Origin of the sequence: Streptomyces sp. CA-179760, assembly GCF_050937045.1 — a bacterium.
In the GTDB taxonomy this organism is placed as follows: Bacteria; Actinomycetota; Actinomycetes; order Streptomycetales; family Streptomycetaceae; genus Streptomyces.
In genome coordinates this window covers 7,646,938-7,667,856 of record NZ_JBNJLZ010000001.1, presented here as the reverse complement: position 1 = coordinate 7,667,856, position 20,919 = coordinate 7,646,938, and the positions used below count along the sequence as shown (strand labels likewise).

The 20,919-nt window shown below is 71.4% G+C and carries 13 protein-coding genes; 6 read left to right on the top strand and 7 right to left on the bottom strand.

The genetic code is table 11. The features are described 5' to 3' along the window. The first annotated feature begins 71 nt into the window (after positions 1 to 71). From ACQEV8_RS34870 to ACQEV8_RS34850, 5 genes are read left to right on the top strand one after another with little or no spacing between them, the layout of a single operon-like run. A complete protein-coding gene (locus tag ACQEV8_RS34870) occupies positions 72 to 3,482 on the top strand; it encodes a hypothetical protein (RefSeq protein ID WP_432968425.1) in 3,411 nt (1,136 codons plus the stop codon). Continuing rightward, positions 3,479 to 5,110 (top strand): hypothetical protein, encoded by a 1,632-nt coding sequence (locus tag ACQEV8_RS34865; RefSeq protein ID WP_432968422.1) that lies wholly within the window; start codon positions 3,479 to 3,481, stop codon positions 5,108 to 5,110. Before ACQEV8_RS34870 ends, ACQEV8_RS34865 begins: the two co-directional genes overlap by 4 nt. Continuing rightward, positions 5,107 to 6,303 (top strand): hypothetical protein, encoded by a 1,197-nt coding sequence (locus tag ACQEV8_RS34860; RefSeq protein WP_432968419.1) that lies wholly within the window; start codon positions 5,107 to 5,109, stop codon positions 6,301 to 6,303. Before ACQEV8_RS34865 ends, ACQEV8_RS34860 begins: the two co-directional genes overlap by 4 nt. Next, a complete protein-coding gene (locus ACQEV8_RS34855; protein ID WP_432968416.1) occupies positions 6,300 to 7,667 on the top strand; it encodes a hypothetical protein in 1,368 nt (455 codons plus the stop codon). The genes ACQEV8_RS34860 and ACQEV8_RS34855 overlap by 4 nt, the downstream gene beginning before the upstream one ends. Before the next feature lie 21 nt (positions 7,668 to 7,688). Continuing rightward, complete coding sequence (locus ACQEV8_RS34850; RefSeq protein ID WP_432968412.1) at positions 7,689 to 8,276, top strand: SLATT domain-containing protein; 588 nt, start codon at positions 7,689 to 7,691, stop codon at positions 8,274 to 8,276. Here the strand turns inward: ACQEV8_RS34850 and ACQEV8_RS34845 are convergent. From ACQEV8_RS34845 to ACQEV8_RS34815, 7 genes are all read right to left on the bottom strand, one after another. Beyond that, entirely contained in the window at positions 8,229 to 9,833 is a 1,605-nt protein-coding gene (locus ACQEV8_RS34845; RefSeq protein ID WP_432968409.1) for a carboxylesterase/lipase family protein, read from the bottom strand. The two genes, ACQEV8_RS34850 and ACQEV8_RS34845, sit on opposite strands and share 48 nt — an antisense overlap. A gap of 92 nt (positions 9,834 to 9,925) precedes the next feature. Then, positions 9,926 to 11,167: an alginate lyase family protein gene (locus tag ACQEV8_RS34840; protein ID WP_432968405.1), complete on the bottom strand. Its 1,242-nt coding sequence runs from the start codon at positions 11,165 to 11,167 to the stop codon at positions 9,926 to 9,928. 27 nt (positions 11,168 to 11,194) lie between these two features. Beyond that, complete coding sequence (locus tag ACQEV8_RS34835) at positions 11,195 to 14,539, bottom strand: alginate lyase family protein (protein WP_432968402.1); 3,345 nt, start codon at positions 14,537 to 14,539, stop codon at positions 11,195 to 11,197. Further along, entirely contained in the window at positions 14,536 to 16,056 is a 1,521-nt protein-coding gene (locus ACQEV8_RS34830) for a glycosyl hydrolase family 28 protein (RefSeq protein WP_432968399.1), read from the bottom strand. The genes ACQEV8_RS34835 and ACQEV8_RS34830 overlap by 4 nt, the downstream gene beginning before the upstream one ends. A gap of 41 nt (positions 16,057 to 16,097) precedes the next feature. Beyond that, complete coding sequence (locus tag ACQEV8_RS34825; RefSeq protein WP_432968396.1) at positions 16,098 to 16,961, bottom strand: carbohydrate ABC transporter permease; 864 nt, start codon at positions 16,959 to 16,961, stop codon at positions 16,098 to 16,100. After that, positions 16,958 to 17,953 (bottom strand): carbohydrate ABC transporter permease, encoded by a 996-nt coding sequence (locus tag ACQEV8_RS34820; RefSeq protein WP_432968393.1) that lies wholly within the window; start codon positions 17,951 to 17,953, stop codon positions 16,958 to 16,960. Before ACQEV8_RS34820 ends, ACQEV8_RS34825 begins: the two co-directional genes overlap by 4 nt. After that, entirely contained in the window at positions 17,950 to 19,299 is a 1,350-nt protein-coding gene (locus tag ACQEV8_RS34815; protein ID WP_432968390.1) for an extracellular solute-binding protein, read from the bottom strand. Before ACQEV8_RS34815 ends, ACQEV8_RS34820 begins: the two co-directional genes overlap by 4 nt. A gap of 606 nt (positions 19,300 to 19,905) precedes the next feature. Here ACQEV8_RS34815 and ACQEV8_RS34810 point away from each other — a divergent pair. Further along, complete coding sequence (locus ACQEV8_RS34810) at positions 19,906 to 20,919, top strand: hydroxyacid dehydrogenase (protein ID WP_432968387.1); 1,014 nt, start codon at positions 19,906 to 19,908, stop codon at positions 20,917 to 20,919.

Sequence of the window (20,919 nt, the reverse complement as noted above, 5' to 3'; positions counted from 1 at the left end):
TCTGGCTGCTTTCCGCCCTTGTTTGCTGCCAAGATGACCTCCCACAAATCGTGCAGTCATGAAAGGCAGTCGTGGCCGAAGACCCCATGCTCCCCTCCGCGGTCCGCGCACTGCTGCACCGCCTGCCGCCCGGGACCGAGACCTGGGATCTCATCGACCCCCTCACAGGCAAAGGCCAGCCGCTGTGGGGCTTCCTCACCGACTGTGTCGCGAGGGACGACGAGGCGACACTGCGTCAGGTCCTGGCCGGCCAGACGCCGTTGCACGCCGTTCTCGACGAGGCCCACTCCTACACCCGAATAGAAGGACCCGCGGACTCTCCCCTCGTCGCGGGCGAACCGGCCGCCGCGCGCGCGTTACGCGCCTGTGCCGCTCTCGGGCTCGCCCTCGTCGGGGAAGCCGACGCCGCCGGGCAGCATCTGCGCACCGGGACGTCCTGGCTGGAGCGGAGCGCCGCCGCCGCGCGGGGGAACGGCCCGGAGGCGGCGGAGTGGACCGCGCCGGACGGCTCGCGGCACGGCGAGCGACTGGCCTCGTTGTTCGCCTCCCACAGCGTGGACGACTCGGTCCGGACGCATCTCGCCCTCGTGCTGCTCGCTCTCGACGGGGCGCTGCCCAAGCCGCTGCGCGGGCCTGGCCTGACGGTGCTCGCCGAACGGGGCGATGTCGGCGCGCGCTTCTCCCTCCGGCTGGACCTGGTCCGCGGGCTGCCCTCCGGGCTTCTGCCGGATCCACGCGTCATGTCGGGCTTCCTCGGCGACGAGGGATTCCGCAGTGCGCTGGACGATGCCTGGCGGATCGCGCGCCCCGCGAGACCGAAGGGCGCCGTGCTCTGGTCGCTGCGGAACGGGGACGGCCCCGTGGACCACGTCGGCGACTCCTCCTTCGGCGCGGCCTTCGCCGTCCTGCTGTCGGAACTCGGCAGGACCCGGGGCACCCCGCTCGGGCCGCTGCGGCTGAGCAGGGTCAACCCCCGTACGTCGGTCGTCGGCGCGATGTCCGCCGAGAACACCCGTGTCATCCAGTCCGTGACCGGATACCGGGCCAAGCTCAGCGTGGTGGAGGACGGCGAACGCGTCGTCGTACCGGAACGGGACGTGCGCCAGGCCCGTGACTTCGGCGGCGGCGCGAGTATCGTCGGCGTGGCCACCGTCGAGGAGGCCGCCAAGGCGGCCCGGCGGCTCGACGTGCGCGCGGCCTCGCGGCTGGTGGCCGGTGTGCTGGCGACCGGTCTCGTCGCCTCCCTCGTGGCGTGGGGCTTCGCCAGCGGCGAGAGCGAGCGGAACAACCGCCGGGCGGTGGCGGCCGGACTCGCCGCGCAGGCAGTCCGTATGCGGAGCAGCGAACCGCGCACGGCCGGTCTGCTGGCGCTCGCGGGGTACCGGATCGACCCCGGGAACAAGGACGCCGAGAACGCGATCCAGGAGGTCCTGGAGACCAACCGCAACACCGTGCGCAGCTGGAAGGCCGACCGGACCGTCAACGTCCTCGCCGTCGACGACGCCGGGCAGCGGGCCTACACCTCGGGCATCGCCGACGCGATCCAGGTGTGGGACATCGGGTCGGGGCGGAAGCTGGCCGAGGTGAAGGGGCGGGCGGCCGGTCTCGTCCGGGGTGTGGAATCAGGCATCCTCGCGGCCCATGACGGCAGGGACCTGCGGCTGTTCGACGCCTCCGGCGACAAGCCCGAGGAACTGGGGACGGTGAAGGCGCCGTCCTGTACCGGGCCGTACAGCGAGATCGTGGGGATGGGCTTCACCGACAACGGGTCCGGGCTCACCACCGTCTGGGACGACGGCGCCGTCACCGAGATCGAACCGGCAAGCCGCACGGTGACCGGCTGTACGCGGCTCAGGGACGTCGCGGGAAAGAAGCTGCTCGGACGGCTGCCGTCGTCGAACCGGCTGGCGATGAGCGCGGACGTGGTGCCCGCCTATGCCGGCCCCGGGGGCGGCGCGGACCAGGCGGTCCTGCTGCTCACCTCGAACGAGGTGGTGTCGGTGAACCTCCGTACGAAGAAGGTGGCCTCCCTCCTCCCCGCCGAGGACGTCCCCGGCGGCGCCTCACTGGTCCAGGCGTCGCAGGACGTGGTGACGGTGGCCACCAGCGGCGGGGTCCTGGCCTGGGACCGCGCCCGCAAGCGCAGCACTTATCCGCTGGGCGGGCTGTCCACCCGGCCCACGGCGATGGAGCAGGACGGCAACGACGTCGTGATCGCCGGGCCGGGCGGCACGGCCGTGATTCCCGTGCAGTCCTCCCCCGACGGCGCCTCCGCGCCACTGTCCGTGCCGAGCGGCGGGCGGGCCGTCGCCGCCGTACGGGCCGGTGACGGAACGGTCGTGACGGCGGGAGAGGGCCGCGTCACCGTGCTCGGCAACACCCCGGTGCACCGGGCCCTGCCCCCGGCGCAGCCGTCCACCGGCTCCGCCTTCGGCCCCGGGAACACCCTGCTGCTCACCGACTTCATGACCAACACGTCCTACGGCGCCTACACCATCGACCTCGACTCCGTACCCGAGACGATCAGCGCCGCGGGAGCCTCCTACGAACACGTGACCGAGTACCCCGCCTCGTCCTCGTACATCAACGCCCTCGCGCTGTCGGACAAGTTCGTGGCCGCCGTCGGCCAGAGCCGGGGCATCGGGACGGTGACGGTGTGGAAGCGGGACGGCACCTATCTCCAGCAACTCGACATGTCCCCCGAGGAGGACCGCAAGCGCACGGAACTTCCCGAACGCATCGTCTCCCAGGTCGACTTCGTGCCGAAACACCGCCTGCTGGTGGCGCGGCACGTCAGCGGAGACGTGGGGATCTGGCAGACCGGGACCTGGCGGCGCCTGGGCACGATCGACCTGGCGGCCGGGACCTCGGACATGGCGATCCACGGCAGCACCGGTGTCTTCACCGAGGGCGAGGGCGACAGGACCCGGCTCGTCATGGTGGACCTGGTCACCCGCCGCAAGCTGCGCTCGGCCGCGGCTCCCGGCGTCACACGGGTGTCGTACTCGCGGGACGGCAAGCGGCTCGTCACCCTCGACATGACCGGCGGCACCGTGCGGATGCTGGACGGCAGGAAACTGACCGCGCTGGGCGACCCCCTTCGCATGCCCGAGGGTGAACTCGCCGTCGACAGCGCGATCTCGCCGGACGGCCGGCTGGTGGCGACGGCGATGGGAGACCACGTCCTCGTCCACAACCTCGACTCCGGGCAGCAGTCGATGCCGCCGCTGCGTGACGTCAACGGCACCGACGTGGTGCAGGTGAAGTGGTCACCGGACGGTACGTATCTCGCCGGGGCCTCCCTGCCTCAGCAACGCGAGCACACGCAGCCGGGCGCGGTCAACATCTGGAAGATGACCGAGGGTTCCCTCGAGAAGCGCATGTGCGACTGGACCGACGGCGGTCTGTCGAGTGACGAGTGGGAGAAGCACGTGGACGGGTCCGTGTCGTACATCGAGCTGTGCGAGGACGTGAAGGAGTGAAGCGGCTCGGCGCGGGGGTGAGACGGGTGGCGGCCCTGGTGGTGGCGGCGGCGCTGCTGGGCGCGGGCTGTGACGTACCGGGCGGCGGGGACGACGCGTCGGACGACGGGAACAGGCCGAACGCCGCGCACGGTGCGCCGGTGCTCGCCTTCGTCCGGCCGGTGGCCCGGGAGATCGTCCTGGCGGACGCGGCCGGCCGGACCTGGCGCGGCGCGAAACTGAGCGCCCGGGCGGACGATGTCCGTTGGTCCCCCGACGGGTCGGCCCTGGCGTGGATCGACGACGAGAACGACAGCCCCGACGGGCGGCGTCTGCACCGCCTCGACATCGCCTCGGGGCGCGAGCGGACAACGCCCTGTGCCTGCCGGGGAGTCGGCTTTCTCGGTGACGCCGCGGCCACGGTGACCACCAGCGGCGACGCGCTGCTGCTGTACACCGCCGACGGGCGGGTCCGGCGCGCACAGCTCAGCACCCCGGTGTCGCCCTACGCGCGGGTCGCCGCCGGCGGCCGGGACGCCGTGACGGTCGCCGACCTGCTGCCCGAGGAGAAGGCGGGCCGCGGCCAGTTCCAGATGCTGGCGGTCGACCGGTCCGGAACGGTCCGCCCGTTCCGGCCGGCCGGCGCGCCCACGGCGTTCAGCGAGGGCGTGCAGTCCCCCGACGGGCGGCGCATCGGCTGGTCCTCGCACGACTCCGGAGGGGCCTGCTGGAACGTGGGGAACGTGCGGGTCGCGACGTACGGGGAGGAGGGCCGCGAGGCACCGGAGCGTCCCGCGGACGCCGCGATGGCCCGCGCCCTGCTGGAGGACCGGCTGCACGTGACCGGCCTCGCCTGGGCGGGCGAGGGCCTCACCGCGACGTTCGGGCCGATGGCGGGATGCCAGGCCGTGCCGCCCGAGCGCTTCGTGTCGTACTACCTGCGCGACGGCGCGTGGCGCTACATCGGCTCGGGCATGCTGGCGGTCGGCTACGGCGCGAAGGGCCGTGCCGCGCGGCTGCTGGCGTCCGAGCGGCCCCGGGCCGAGAAGCCCGAGGACGCCACATTTCCGCTCCTCGGCGACCTCGAGTTCACCGACCGGGACGGGGAGCGCCGGGTCATCGGCACCCGGGTGTCGTCGTTCGTCTTCACCCCGGCGGAGAGCGCCCGGGCAGCCGCACCCACGGCGGCGCCCCCGCCCGCCGGGACCGGTGTGGCGAGGACGACCGACCGCGGGGAGCGGATCCCGGCCCATCTGCGGGCGCTCGCTCAGCGCATCAGGGACGCGGCCGAGGAAAACGACGTGGCGGCGCTGCGGGCGCTGTGCGACCCCTGCGACGACGAGACCCGGGCGGCCCTGCGGACCGCCGAGGGCCGTCGCGACCTGGTGCGGCTGCTGAGCAGCCACCCGGGCCTGGAGGAGCACGGCATCGTGTTCCCGGGGCTCGCGGCCCATCGCTGCGTCGACCACCCCGCGCAGGACATCACCTGCACCGCCGCGCAGATCCAGGACATCGCGCTGCTGGACATTCCCGAGGCGGACCAGGACGACTACGAGGGCACCGTGTACGAGCCGGAGTTCGAGCAGCGGCTGCGACTGCGGACGGGTTCGGGCGGCAAGGCGCTGTGGGTGGGGAGGTGGGCGCCGTGACGTGCGCCGACGAGATCGAGGGCCCGGAGCCGGAAGACGCGGACTGCCTCTGCGGCCGCGGCTGCCCGCCGTACGCACCGGGCCCCGAGGCAGTGGAGTCACGCGCCTCGAACGGGCCGGTGATGGCGGGGGACGTGCTGCGCGGGGAACGCGTCGTCGGGTTCGCCTACACCCAGCCGCCCGACGGCCGTCCGCCCGCTGCGCGGGACGACCGGCTCCTGACCGAGGCCGATCACCAGCCGGATGTGCCTCCGCAGCGGCCCGTGCCCACGGTCAGACCCGCGGGGCCGGCCGACGAACGGCTCCCTCATGACCGGCTGCCGGCGCGGGCCGTGGTGCCCGCAGCCCGGCGGTCCCGGTGTCTGCCGGCGGCGGTGGACGACCTGCTGGCCGACGGGTCCGCTCCCTGGGCGCGGGTCCTCGACCCCATCGCCCGGACGGTACGGGAGGCCGGGCACGAACTCTGGCTGAGCGGCGGGGCGCCCCGGGAACTGCTGGCGGGCAACGGCCGTGAGGCGGTCCGGGATCTGGACCTGACGGGCACCGCACCGGCGGGCCGCTTCGCGGAGCTGGCACGCCGGACCCTGGAGGAGGACGGCGAGACGTACGAGCTGAAGGCCAAGGTGAGCCCCGACACGCTCGTCTGCACCGTCCACCGCGACGAGAGGCCCACCCCGCTCATCGAGTACCGGGGCCTGGGGCTCGGCGGCTTCCGCTTCCCGGCCACCGGCACCGACCTCGTCGCCGACAGCCTGCAACGGGACTTCACGGTCAACAGCATCCTCTACGACTTCGAGCGTCACCTCGTCCTCGACCCGAGCGAGCGCGGCCTGCCGCATCTGCCGCTACCGGGGCCCCAGCCGTCGGCACCGAAGCGCGCCCTCGCCCCCGTCAACCCCTCCGGTGACCCGCTGGTGCGGGCCGCTCTCGCGCTGCGGGCGGTGAAGTTCCTCGTGCGCTGGCAGGCGGACGGGCCGGTGGACACGAGCGAACTGCGCGCGTGGACCGACGAGTTCCCCGAGGACTTGGCCGACCATGTCCGGGAGCGAGGAGACCAGGCATGGGACCAGCTGCTGGCCCTGCACCACGAATGCCTGGGCGGCGTCCCCGCGCAGCGGCAGACGGCGGTGGCGAGCACGCTGGGAGCAGGCGTGGAGCGGCTGCTGCGGACGCTGCTGGGGAGCTCCGAATGAACGGCCCCACGATGAACGCTCCCTCGACGGGCGACACCGCTCCCCTCCCCCACCGGCCCCTCTCCGCCTGGGTCGCACGCCTCGATTCCCGCGGCTCCGAGGAGGGGGCGCACCGCATCACCGGACCGGTGAACGACGGAGCCGAACGGACCGACGCGCGCACGCTCCCCCTGTTCCAGGACCCGGCGTGGCGCAGAACGGGTCTGGTGGCGCGGCGGGACGGCGGCCCGGACGTGCGCGCCCTGGCGCTCAGCCACCCCGGACGCGGCATCTCCTACGTGGAGCTGGACGACCTCGGCCGGCCCCTGCCCGCGAGCGCGGAGGGCACGGAACTGGTCGCCCGTATCGAGGAACGCTGGGAGGCCCCGCCCTCGGAGCCGGACGTCCTGCGGGTCCTCGCCGGGGAGAGTCTCGACCTCAGACATGCCCTGCTGTACCGGCTCGCCTCCGAGACCGCCCCGCCCCCGGTGCTCTTCCACGCGCTGCCCTGGAGCGACCTGGACACCGTCACGGGCAATGTGCTGGCCGTGCTCGACGGGGCCACGTCCGTCGAGCCGCCCGGGCTCGAACTCCGCCACTGGTTCACGCCCGCGGCGACCCGGCTGGCGGGGCCCCTGGCCGTCCTGGAACGCGGTATGCGGGAGGGGCGGGAGCCGGCCGCCCTGCGGCATGAGGCCGTCTCCCTGCTGACGGGACTGCTGTCCGCCCCCGCCGAGAGGATCCCCGGCCACACCGCCCAGCGGCTCGCCCTGCTGGCCGACCGGCTCGGCAGACAGGACCCACTGCTGCGGCACACGGCCCGGGTGGTCGCCTCCCGCCTGCGCCCGGGGCCTCGGTCCGGGCGGCCCCCGTCCTTGTCCCTCCGTCTGGAGTCCGTGCTGCCCGCGGCGGCCAGACGGACCGAGCGTTCCTACGGGACGACCGCCGAGGACGGGCTGTTCGAGGCCTCCGCGGCGCACACCCCCGGGGGCCGGGTCCGCGTGACGCTGATGCTGCCGAAACCCCTCCGCACGGCCGAGGAGAGCTGGATCGACGCCTCGGACGGCATCGTGGCGCCGTTCGTGCTCCGCCCGGCCGACGCCGCACCCCTGCGGTACTGGGTCGCCCTGCGCAGCCAGGAGAGCGTCCTGCGGGGTGTCATCGAGCTGTTCGCCCCGCAGGCCCGGTTCGAACTGGTCGCGGACGAGCCCCCCGTGCCGTTCGCCGCGCTGCGCACCGTGCCCGCGATCGAGCTGGTGCCCTCGCTGCACGCGTCCTCGAACGCCACCCTGCGCCTGTGGGAGACGGCGGCGAGCACCCTGCCGCCCGGCCACCCCGTACCCGTGGCCCTCCGGCTCCGCCAGGAGGACATCGCCCGCCGGTGACCGACGACGAGGAGGCACACAGTGGCAGAGATCCCCGGGCCGGACGCGCAGGCCCGGCGGGCCGCGATCGCGGACGAGCTGCGCAGGCTCGAGGAGAGCGCGATGTACAGCGCCCAGACGCAGTTCGAGACGGCGAAGCACTGGCGGGGCCTGCACCTGATGATGGGCATCCCCACCAGTCTGCTGGCCGCGGTGGCCGGCACGACCGCGCTGGTGGAGTCGACGGGGCGGATCGCCGCCGGCATTCTCGCGCTGGTGTCGGCCGGGATCAGCGCCGTCATGACCACGGTGAACGCGCCGCAGCGCATGTCCCACGCCACGGGCTGCGCCAACGCCTATCTGGAGGTGCAGACAGCCGCCCGGCAGGCCCGGACCGTGGATCTGCCCGTGCTGCCGGTCGACGAAGCCCGGCTCGTACTGGCGGAGTTGACGGCCCGCCGGGACGAACAGAACCGGGCCGCCGATCCCCCGGGCCGACGCGCCTACCGGCGCGCCCAGGTCAATATCGGGCGCGGTGGCCAGACGTACGCGGTGGACGCCGACCGTCCGGTGGCGGGACGGTCAGTGCCTGCGGAGCGCCCCGGAGCGGCGGAGTCGTCGTACGGCTGAGCGCAGTTCCGTACCGCGGCTGTGCGGACCGTCGGCGGGGAGCGACGCGAGCGGGGGTTCCTGGGGTGTGACGGCGTCGCTCGCCCAGAGGGCGAGTTCACGGTCCCGGGGGCCGTACGCCGTATAGGCCACGCCGTTCTCGGCGTCCGGTGCGCGGTCTCCGAAGACGCGTACCGGATGGGCCTCGTCCCAGCGCTCCCAGCCCGGGTCTCCGTCCGTGGCGAAGCGCACCCACGCGGTGTGCATCGCGTCGGCCAGGTCCTGCGGGGCGCCCTCACCGGCCAGTTTCCGGGACTCGGGGACCTCCCCGGTGTCGAAGACGAAGCCGAGCTCCAGCGCGTGGCAGGCGCCGAGGTCGGGGAGGTTCGAGGGCCAGGCGAACTCGTAGACGTACGAGGGTTCGGTCCGGGCGTCGGCCAGGTGGTGCAGGGGGATGCGGAGGAGGTGGTCGGTGACCAGTTGGCCGACGATGTCCGCCGTGCTCGCCTCGGGGTGCAGGGCGCGGTAGCCGCGCGGGACCTCGCTGCCGCAGTGGCAGCGGGCCATGGCACCGGCCAGGGCGACGGCTCCGAGGCGGTCGACGCGCTCCAGGAGGCCGCCCGGGACCAGCCACAGCCGGTACTCGTCCCGGGTCCAGCCGGTCAGCAGCTCGACGCCGGGGGCCGCGCCGCCCTCGGTGAGGGCCTCCAGGGGGTCGCGCGGGACGGTGTCGCCGTCGATGACGATGCCGAAGGCGGGGCCGCCGACGACCGGGCTGCTCAGCTTGCCCACCTGGGCCTGGGTGCTCAGCAGCAGGTCCCGGTCGACGGCGGCGAAGGCCTCGGCGGTGGCGGGGATCTTCAGCCGGGTGGCCATCCGGCGCACCATCCGCCGTACCTTGGCCCGCTCGGACGCCTCGGGCGGCCCGCTCTGCAGCACCGCCCGCCGGACCAGCCCCTGTGTCTGCGGGGCGGCGACGAGTGCTCCGATGCTGATCGCCCCGGCGGACTGGCCGGCGAGGGTGATGCGGCCGGGGTCGCCGCCGAAGGCCTCGATGGCCTCGTACACCCAGGTCAGGGCGGCTATCTGGTCGCGCAGGCCGGGGTTCGGGGGCGTCTCCGGGAACAGTCCGTAGCCCTCGACGCCCAGCCGGTAGTTGACCGAGACACAGACGACGCCGTCACGGGCGAAGGCATGGCAGTCGTAGACGGGCACGGCGGAGGAACCCCTGGTCAGGGCGCCGCCGTGCAGCCAGAGGAGGACCGGGAGGCGGGCTCCGGGGGCCGGGTCAGGGGTCCAGACGTTGAGGTTGAGGCAGTCGTCGCCGGGGACGACCGGATCGGACAGATAGTGGGCGAAGGCGCCGGAGTACGGGGGCTTCGGCGGGGTGGGCCCGAAGGCGCCGGCGTCCAGGACGCCGTCCCAGGGTGGGAGGGGGACGGGCGGGCGGAAGCGGCGGGGGCCGAAGGGGGGCGCCGCGTACGGGATGCCGCGGAAGACCGCCACTCCCCGCTCGTACCTGCCGCGTACGGCCCCGTACGGGCTTGTGACCACGGGATCCGTCCGGCCTGCCGTCATGCGCCCACCAGCCCTTCGCCGCACTCGTGCACCGGTATGACCAGAGCACCACATCGCTCACCGGTATTCCGGTGCACGAGCAGGTTTGACGGCTATTTGGCGTACATCAGGGTGCCGAACCCGAGCTGGTCGTAGCCGCCGCTGTCGGTGCCGTAGTCACCCCCTCCGCCTTCGGGGGCGACGGAGAAGCACATCTGGGAGATGTACTTGTCGTCGAGGAGCAGGCGCCGGCCGTAGTGGTAGTGGAGCATCGCCCACACGGGGCGGACCTGGCCGCGCGACCCGGCGCCGGGCACGGTCTGCGACTGCGGGGAGCAGTTCTGGCCGCTGCCCCAGTTGTAGGTGGTGAAGGGCACGTCCATGTTGAGGTTGTACTTGGCGACGTACTGGGCGGCCTTCACGAAGCGGCGGCCGTCGTACGAGTAGAGGTCCTCTCCCTGGTTCCAGGCCATTTCGCAGATGGCGCCCATCTGGCCCATGCCCATCATGGTGTGGCCCTGGTCCCGGCCGGACTCCTGCCACTGGCCGAGGTCGTAGCCCTCGACGTTGCTGTAGAGGAACGGCACGGCGTTCTTGATGGAGCCGTTCCCGGCGCCGTTCTTGAAATAGTTGACGGCCTGGTCGTACTTGGCGCCGTCGTTGTTGAGGATGCCGATGGCCAGTACGGAGGCCATGTTGCACAGGTCCCAGTTGGCCCAGTAGTTGGTGATGCAGGCGTCGTTGTGGCCGGTCAGGAACTGGTTGTTGAGCGGGTAGAAGACCTTGACCATCATCTCCTGGAAGGCGCCGAGGTCGAAGGCGCTGTAGTCCCGCATGAGTTCGGCCGCGTTGGCGAACTGCCAGCCGTAGAGGCCGGCGGCGAGGAACCGGTCGGCGTTCCCGGTGACCGTCGTCAGGGTCGTCGCCCAGGCGTTGAGGATCCGCGCGGCGCACTGGGCGTTGGCCTCGGTGCCGCCCACCCTCCAGCGCAGCGCGTTCTGGTAGGCGGCGGCGATGTCGTTGTAGAGGAGTCCGTAGTTCTGTCCGGTGCCGCCGCGGATGATCGTGGCAGTGGCACGGTTGGTCCAGGTGGACTGGGAGTGGGAGTTGGCGGTCAGTCTGTTCCAGCCGGACAGCCAGGGGTCGGTGCCCGCTGCGACCCTGACCTTGGCACGGTTGATGTCGCCTGCGTTGTGCAGCATGCCGGGGTGGGTGAAGGTGCCGGGGGCGGCGTCCGCGGTGGTGGCTCCGGCGCCGAGGGCGAGGGCCGCGGTGAGGCCGCCGGCGGTCTTGAGCAGACCGCGGCGGCTCACCTGGCCGCCCTCGTGGTGCGGGTGGGGGGAAGTGCGGCTCATGTGGGGGCTTCTCCGATCGGTGGAGGGCTACACGGTGGTGATGCTCACCTCGTCGAACTCGGTGGTGCTGCGGGCCAGGGGGTCGCGGGAGCAGACCACGAGGCCCACGTAGTAGGGGGCGTCACCGAAGCCGGGGAGGTCTCCCTCGGCGAGGGGGGTGAAGGTGGCGCCGTCGTCGGTCGAGGCGGATGCGGTGAAGTGCGTCCCGGTGCGCCTCAGCCGCAGCAGGCAGGGGGCGGTGACCGCCGCGTTGCCCGTGAAGGTTGATTTTCCGGCGACGGTCGGGCGCAGCATCAGCTGGGCGCTGGTGCCGCCGGTGACGATCGCCCCGGCCGCCTGGTCGAACGGCGACAGGGACTTGGCCATCAGCAGGCCGACCCGGTCGCCGCCGGCTCCGGCGCGGGAGACCAGGCGAACGGTGACCTCGCAGTCACCGCTGACGGACCGTCGTACGAACTGGCCCGTCATGCCCTGGTTGTTGACGGTGAGGTCGGTCCCGGCGCCCCGCACCACGAAGGTCCCGTCCTTGTGGGCGGTGGAACCGGGGGTCTGGACGGCGACCACACCCAGGGTGCCGTAGGCGCGGTCGTCGAGGACGACATCGCCCAGGTCGCCGTAGGTCCAGGGCGCGGGCGGCGGGGTGCCGACCGTCAGAGTGAGGGTGCCGGTGGCGGCTCCGGTGGCGTTGCCCGCGGTGGTGGTGACCGTGAACTCGCCGGCCCGGGTGGGGGTTCCGGAGATCAGGCCGGTGTGCCTGTCCAGGTGGAGGCCGTCGGGGAGTCCCTTCGCGGTGAACCGGATCGGTTCGTGCGAGGCGCGCAGGAGGTGCTGGAAGGGAACGCCCTTGTTCGCGAACGCCGCCGTGGGTGAGGCGAGTCGGGGGACGGACGGCGTCGGCATCACGGCCTTCGACGAGTCCGACAGGGGGCCGCGCCCAGAGCTGTTCGTCTTCGCGACGGCGTAGTGGTACGTCGTGCCGGGCTTGCCCGTGGCGTCGGCGTACCGGACGCGGGTGCCGAAGCCGACGGGGCCGATGGCGGTCGCGATCGTCTCGAACGGGCCCTTGGCGGAGGTGGAGCGCAGCACTTTGTAGCGGGCCGCGAGGTCCGGGTCGGTCCAGGCCAGCTCGACCGCGTCGGCGCCCGCGACGGCCCGCAGGTCACCGGCGGCACGCGCCGGGCGCGGCACGGACCAGACGTCACCGCCGGCGCGGGAGGTGACGCTGACGTTGTCGAAGGCGCCGGTCCCGGTGTCGGCGTAGTCGGCGTCGACACCGAGGCAGGAGGTGAGGGTCAGACCGACCTGGACCGTCTTGCCCAACTGGACTTCGCTGGAGCCGACTTCGGTCCAGTGGACGCCGTCCGGGGAGATGGCGCCGGTGCAGCGGTCGCCCCGGCGGGTCACGCGGACCCAGTACGGCATGCGCAGCCGGTAGCCGTCGCCCGCGCCCTCGACATACGGGGCCTGGAGCGGGGTCGCCGACTCGGGCAGCTCGCCGAGGGAGGAGATCGGGAAGGCGGCGCCGGTCGTGATCGTCTGCTGCTGGGACGGCGGCACGGGCGTACTGCCGATGCCCTTGACCCCGGCTCCCGCCTTCGGCCGTACGGTCCACACACCGCTCCACGTGTGCAGCGGCAGGCCCTGGATCAGCATGGCGGCATGGGCCGCGTCCGCGTCCAGGCCGGCCCGTACGGTGACGCCGATCCTGGAGTACTGGGAGCTGAGCGGCCACACGATCCGCGCGGTGATCGTGCCGTCGCCGCGCAGCGGCAGATGGGCCAGGCGGTGAGTGTCTGCGGTGCCGGAGGCCTCCAGCACGAACCGCTCACCGTCGAAGACCGCCGAGCCGGGGATCCTGACGTCGCCGATGTCACGGGTGGACCAGGGGGTGGGCAGTCCTGGCACCGCGGAGGCCGGGGCGGAACTGTCGCTCCGGCCCTGGGGGTTGACGGCGACCACCGTGTAGTACGAGGTGCGCTCCGGGCGGGGGCGGCGGTCGGTGTACGTCGGCTTGTCGACCCCGGTGGCGATCTTCTCGTACGGTCCCTCGGCGCTGCTCGCCCGCAGGACGGTGTACGACTCGGCCCACGCCGAGGGCAGCCAGGCCACGGTGACGGACCGGTCACCGCCGATCGCCGCGACACCGGCCGGGGCGGTGGGCACGGACGGGGCCGGGGCCTTCGTACCGGCGAAGGTGAGGGTGCCCCAGCTGGGCAGGTCGTCGTTGCTGCCCTCGACGACGCGGGCGCCGCCCGTGCCGCGGAAGACGGCCGCCTTGGTGTACGGGGTGTCGAGGCCGCGGACACCGGCGTAGTGCGCGTACGCCATCTCGTAGAGGGGAGGCATGGTGCCGCGTCCGGCGGCGGAAACGGACGTCTTGATGTACTTTCCGGTGCGGTCCAGGTCGGGGACGAACGGGACGTCACCGCCGAGGTTGTAGCGAGCGGCGTACTCGACGTTCTTCAGCAGCCGGTTGTCGTCGAAGGCGTACAGGTCGACGCCCTGGTTCCAGGCGACCTGCGCGGCGTCGGCGAGCAGGCCGACGGCGAGTTGCTCGTGGCCCTGGTCGCGGCCGGACTCCTGGCCCTGCCCCGCGTCGGTGACGATGCGGTGCGGGACGCTGCCGTTGCCCGCGCCGGCTGCGGCGAAGCGCAGGGCGTCCTCGAAGAGGGTGGGCTCCTCGCAGAACACGCCGATGGCCAGGATCGACTGGACGGAGGTGAGGTCCCAGTTGCCGTTGGCGTAGAGCATGTAGCCGGAGATCGCCGGATACCAGACGCGCAGGAAGGATTCCTCGCAGCGGGCGATGTCCTCCTTGACCCAACCGTCGTAGCCGCTGTGCCGCAGCAGTTCGGCGGCGTTGACGAACTTGAAGGCCTGGAGGCCCGCGCCCAGCGGCCCGTCCGCTCCGGTGACGGCGGTGAGGGACGCCGACCAGGCGTTGAGGATGTCGCGGGACTTGTCGGCGTAGGCGCGCTCGCCCGTGAGGCACCACATCAGCGCGGTCTGGTAGGCGGCGGCCGAGTCGGCGACGGCCTGGTTCTGGAAGTTGGTGGGGCCCCGGCCCCAGGAGGTGATCTGGCCGGTGTTCTGGACGGTGTAGGTCGACTTGGAGCGCGCATGGGCGGAAAAAGTGAGGTAACCGTCGTAGACCGGCGTTTCCCTCGCGGCGACCGCCGTCTTCATCCGGGCCAGGTCGTCGGCGCTGTGCAGCAGCCCGGGGTGGGCGAACGCACGGGGGCCGGCCGTGGCGGCCCGGGCGGTGCCGGGGGCGAGCAGTCCGCTCGCGCCCGACACCAGCAGCAGGGCGGCGGCACCGCCGAGGAAGCCTCGGCGGCTCGGTGCGGCGGTTCTCAGGGGGCTGGTGCTCATGATGCGGCGGCCGCCTCGGCGGTGGTGAGGAACTTCAGGTTCAGCACGTGCTCGTTGGCGTGCATCGGGATGGTGTCGGTGGTGAGGTACCAGGTCGGCTTCTTCATCGAGTCGGCGATGACCGTGCCGTTGACGACGAGGTTCTCGAACGTGACGTCCTTGATGGCGTGCTTGGCGTCGTAGCCGAGCAGCAGGCAGGTGGCGAGCGGCTTGCCCGTGTAGGAGAGGTCCTTGACGTACACGTTCTGGATGCCGCGGCCGACCGAGGTGTTGTACTTCGTGTTGTACATGATCCGCATGTGGATGAGCTGGCCCCAGCGGAAGTCCTCGACGCGGACGTTGTCGACCTTCACGTTCTTGATCAGGTTGCTGTCGCCGGGGTTGAGGGCGATGCAGCCCTGGTAGCCCATCTGGGGCTCGCGGTGGTCGCAGATGTCGAGGTTCTTGAAGGTGAGGTTCCTCAGCACCTCGGGGTTGTCGGTGTTGCCGTGCGTACCGACGTTGATGGGGTGCGCGACGTCCGCCCACAGGGTGGAGTTGCGGACGGTGATGTCGCTCGTGTCGCCGTAGTACTCCCAGCGGTGGGTGTAGATGGCGATGCAGTCGTCGGAGTTGCGCATGAAGACGCCGTCGATGACGACGTTGCTGCTGCAGAAGACGTCGATGCCGTCGCCCCAGCCCTTGGAGCTGAAGGAGCCGAGGCCCTTGATGGTGACGCCGGTGGCCTCGCCGAGCTGGACGGCGTAGCCGTTCGGGTTGAGCACGGTGACGGCGCCGATGGAGATGTTCCGCGAGTTCTCCACGAGGGCACCGCCGCCGGCCGTTCCGGCGAGCACGCCCCGGCCGGTGATCCCGGCGTGCTCCACGTTCCGGAAGATCACGGTCGCCTTGAGGACGGCGCCGCCGTCGAGGTACACGGTCTTGCCGGAGGGAACGAGCAGGGTGCCGTCGGCGGTGGTGTGGACGCCGGGGCCGTAGTACAGGACGTTCGGGTCGTCCGGCTTGGGGATCTTCTTCTCGATCGCGCGGGCGAACAGGTGGAGGACGTCGAAGATGTCGTCGTTGATCTGGACGACGACGTTGCGCGGCTTGTCGAGCGTGAAGCGCAGGGTGTCGCCGCCCACTTCGGGCTTGATGCCGTAGGAGTCCGGTCTGACCCGGACCTTGCTGGTGCCGCCCTTGAGGTAGGTGACCTCGACCTCGACGGAGCCCTGGAAGTCGAAGTACGCCAGCGACGAGTTGTAGATCTTGCTGGACCCCGTGGTCGGGTTGATCTCCCCCAGCTGGGGCCGCCAGATGTCCAGCGTCTGCCACTCGCCGTCGGGAGCGGTACGGACCCGCACCTTGAAGCTGGTGTTGGCCGGCATCGCGGACGGGCGGGGATAGGTCACCAGCTTCGGGGCGACGGCGGTGTCGTCGGCCCGGGCGGCCGTGGCCGTGAGGTCGGTGAGCCCTGCGGCGAGGACGGTGGCGCCGGCCGCCTGGAGGGCGCCTCGGCGGGACAGGGACGGGGACATGGTGGGCTCCTTGCGGATACGAAGACGAGAGACGGCCGGGGTCACTTCAGGCCGGTGGTGGACATGCCGGCGACGAAACCGCGCTGGGCGATCAGGAAGATCAGCAGGATCGGCACGACGTACATCACGGAGGCCGCTGCCTGGAGATTGGCGACGGGCGTTCCGGCCGAGGTGACGTAGGTGGACATCACGGCGACGGCCAGCGTGGACTTGTCGGTGGAGAGCAGCAGCTGTGGGGCGATGTAGTCGCCCCAGGACCAGGTGAAGGCGATCACGAAGCTCGCGGACAGCACCGGCCAGGACTGCGGCAGGAAGATCCGCCAGAAGATGGTGCCGTAGCCGCAGCCGTCGACGATCGCGGCCTCCTCCAGCTCGCGGGGCAGGCCGGCGAAGAACTGACGGAAGAGGAAGACCAGGTAGGGGGCGGCGGCCAGTCCCCAGAACACCCACGGCCAGTACGTGTCGACCATGCCGAGCTTCGCGAAGATGAGGTAGGTCGGCAGCAGGGTGATCATCTGGGGCAGCATCATCGAGCCGATGAGGATGCCGAACAGCGTCTTCTTGCCGGGGGCGTCCAGGCGGGCGAAGCCGAAGCCGACCCAGGCGGAGCTGAGCGTGACGAGCGTGGCGTAGATCAGGGCGATGACCAGGGAGTTGCGGGCGTAGCCGAGGAAGTCGATCAGGTTGAAGGCGTCCGCGAAGTTGTGCCACTGGAACTGGGCGGGCAGCCAGTGCACGGGCGAGGCGGCCAGCTCCGCCGGGGTCTTCAGACCGGACAGGATCAGCCAGCCGAAGGGGCCGACGAACAGTCCGGTGAGGGCGACGAGGACCGTGTAGAGGACGAGCCGGTTGACGCGCACCCGCACCCGGGGCGCGGAGGTCGGGGGCAGGCTGGTGGCGGTCACTTCTTCGCCTCCGGGTCGACGTTGTAGAACACGACTCCGGACGTGAACTTGAAGATGAGTCCGGTCACGATGAGGATCAGGACGAAGAGCACCCACAGCAGTGCGGAGGCGTAGCCGTAGCGGCCGAGCGCGAAGTACTGCGAGAACACGTGCATCATGTAGAGGTAGTTGGACTGCGGCAGCGCGGTGACGCCGGCGGTCGTGCCGTCCGGTGTCAGCAGCAGCGGCATGATGGTCTGCACCGAGGCGATCACTCCGGTCACCGTCTGGAAGAGCAGCACCGGAGACAGCAGCGGCACGGTGATGCTGCGGAAGGTCCGCCAGGCGCTCGCCCCGTCGATGCGGGCGGCCTCGTGCAGTTCGCGGGGCACGTCCTGGAGCCCGGCCAGCGAGATGATCATGACGTTTCCGGCGGCCCACAGCACGCTCATCAGCAGCACGTAGCGGGCGTAGGGGTCGGCGAGCCAGCCGAGCGCGTCGAAGCCGAAGAGGGTGATGACGCCGTTGGCGGCACCGGAGTTCTGGTCGAAGAGCGCCTTGAAGGTGAGGCCCACGCCGACCGGGGGCACCACGGCCGGCAGATAGAGCAGGGTGCGGAACAGTCCGCGCGCCTTGATCGGCCGGTTGACCAGGACCGCGAGACCGAGCCCGGCGATGATCGACAGCGGCACCGAGGTGAGGGCGAACAGGCCCGTGCGGCCCAGGGAGTTCCAGGTCTGCGGGTCGGAGAACAGCTCGGTGTAGTTGCCGAGGCCGACATAGCGCCAGTGCGGCGAGATGCCGTCGTAGGTGGTGAAGCTCAGCCACAGCGCGTACGCCATCGGCACGATCGTCAGCAGCAGGAAACCGATGATCCAGGGCGAGGTGAACAGGTAGAAGGCGCGCTGCCTGCGCGCTGTCATGGAGAGCCGGGGCCGCTGGGCCGGTGCCGTGCGGTCGGCGCGCGCGGCCGGGCCGGTGCTCCCCGTGACGGGTATCTGGTCGACCGTCATCCCACCTGCTCCTTACCGCGCTTCAACTGCTCGTTCATGACCGAGTTCAGACGGCCTGCCAGGGCGTCGACGGACATGTGGCCGTTCATCGCGGCCGGGGCCTCCTGGTTGAACAGGGCGTAGAGGGAGTCCGCCGTGGCGTAGGGGGTGTAGGCGATCACCGAGAAGTGCTTCAGCTCGGCTTTCTGCACCTTGAGCACCCGCTTCTGGTAGTCCTCCTGGGCAGGCATCAGCGGGCGCAGGGACTTCAGGGTGGGGATGCCCCAGCCGCCGGCGGCGCGGGCCTTGGCCGGTCCCTCGCCGAAGAACCACTCGAAGACCCGCCAGGCGGCGTCCTTGTTCTTCGCCTTCTTCGGCATCCACAGGCCGGTGCCCGCCTGGCAGGGGCTGATCCGCCGGCCGCCCTCGAACACCGGGGCCGGAGCGAGGCGGGCGTGCGGTGCGAGCTTCTTGTCGGAGTTGATCAGGCCGCCGAGCCAGTAGCCGGAGTTCGACATGGCCATGCGGTTCGCCTGGAAGGTGGGCCCGTCCCAGGTGTTGGGGTCGGGCTGGACGATGCTGGGGCCGACCCTGGCCCTGCCGTACTCGATGTACCAGTTCAGCGCCTTGCGGGCCTCGGGGGTGGTGAAGTCGATGCGGGCGAAGTCGTCGGTGAAGAGACTCCCTCCGGCGGCCACCGCGAGACTCGCCAGCAGGTTGGGCGTGGACACGCCGTTGTAGCTGCCGCCGAAGACGGTCGTCTGCCCGCTCTTGCGCCGCGTGAGACGCTCGGCGTTCTCCAGCCACTCCTCGAAGGTGACCGGCTCGGTCTCCGGCGGGTAGTCGACGCCCGCCTGGTCGTAGAGCGCGGTGTTGTACCAGAACATGGAGTCCTGGGAGAAGTCCTTCGCCATGCCGTAGCGGGGGCCCTTGCCCTGGGTGCGGCCGTCGAAGCGCCACAGGTCGTTGACCGGGTCCAGGTCGTCGAGCTTGAGGACGCTGCTCCTGGTGAAGTAGGGATCCAGGTCCTCCATGACGTCCCGCGCCGCGAAGTAGGGCGCGTCCGTGGCGCCGACACCGCGCACCAGATCGGGCGGGGCCCCGTTGGTCATCATCCCGATGAGCTTGGTGATGTCGTACCGCACCGTGACGATCTTGACGCCGATGTCCTTCTGGGCCTGTCTGACCAGCTCCGGGGAGAGGTCGTCGGGCTTGGCCATCACCGTGACGGTCTCGCCGCCGCCGCTGACGCCGCTGGAGACCTGCATCGCGCAGCCGCTCAGCGTCGCCGCGCCGGTCGCGGCGCCCGCTGCCGAGAGGGCGAGGAATCGGCGGCGGCTCAGGGAAGCACCAGCACGTGGGTGCATGAACGCACACCTCCTTGCGTTTCCGGCGTGCTTAGCAACCGGTTGTTGTGCGTGGGGCAGAGCTTCTTCCGGTCAGCAGAGCACGTCAAGGGCCTTGACGAATTTTCGAAAGGACTGTGTAACCTCGGCGTCATCAGCTTCAGTGCGGGTCATACCTGTTTTCGGTCGGCATGATCAGGCCATCGAAGGGCGCCCCGACCGCCGTGACCAGGGACGTCTGCGCGCACACGTCGACAACAACTGGGGAACCGGTTGTCGAACAGGTTGTCCGGGCATCGAGACATCGACAGCGGGCCACAGAGACTCCGCCCTCCCCCACCGAAACCCTAGTAATCGATTTCTACCGCACGGGTCTCGTGGCGTGGTACGGAGGGATCGCCACCTGGGCCCGATCCACCAGACCGCACCCACCGCACTCCCCCACTCCCACCGACCTCGCCCTCACCTGTCGCGCCACGAACTGCGCTCATCACAGGCGTTGTACCGAACCGGCACCTTCCATCGCCGTCCCGGCCCTGCCGATTGACCGCCGCTTCCTGGCGGATCTACGGTAGAAGGCGCTTTCTGAAACAGTTTCCGTCCTCCGTCCTCTGCTCCAGGAGAGTCATGCCCAGCCCTCAGCTGCCGCGGACCGTGTTCGCGATGGACCCGGTGCACCTTCCGCTGCTCTTCCCTCCGCCGCTGATGGAGCGACTGAGGCGCACGGCCGACATCGACCCCGGGTTGGTGGTGCGGGACTTCGCCGATCCGGCCGCTGCCGGTGCCCTGGCATCCGCCGAGGTGCTGATCACCGGCTGGGGCTGCCCGCACCTGGACGCCGGTGTCCTCGCGGCCGTCCCGAAGCTGGACGCCGTGCTGCACGCGGCCGGCTCCGTCCGCTCCCTGGTCGGCGACGCCCTGTGGGAACGCGGGGTCACCGTCTCCAGCGCGGTGACGGGCAACGCCCTGCCCGTCGCGGAGTACACGCTCGCGATGATCCTGCTGGTGGGCAAGGACGCCTTCGACCACCGGGAGCACTTCCGCCGTACCCATGCTTATCCGGGCCCCGCCGAGACGGCCGCGACCGGCAACCTCGGCCGGAGCGTAGGGGTCATCGGGGCGTCCCGCGTGGGTCGCCGGCTGCTGGAGCTGCTGCGGCCGTTCGACCTCACCGTCTTGCTGCACGACCCGTATGTGAGCCCGGCCGAGGCGGCCGCGCTCGGTGCCGAGTCGCTGTCCCTGGAGGACCTGCTCAGACGCAGCGACATCGTGAGCCTGCACGCCCCCGACATCCCCGAGACCCACCACATGCTCGACCGTGAGCGGCTCGCCCTGGTGCGGGACGGGGGCGTGCTCATCAACACCGCCCGCGGGGCACTGGTCGACCACGAGGCACTCACCGGTGAGCTGCTCTCGGGCCGGCTCAGCGCGGTCCTCGACGTCACCGACCCCGAGCCGCTGCCCGCCGGCTCGCCGCTGTACCAACTGCCCAACGTGTTCCTCACCCCGCACATCGCGGGCTCCCTCGGCAACGAACTGGAACGGCTCGGCCGCATCGTCGTGGAGGAACTGGAGCGCCTGGTGGCAGGGGTGCCGCCGGTGCACGAGGTGCGGCATGCGGATCTGGCGCGGGTGGCGTGA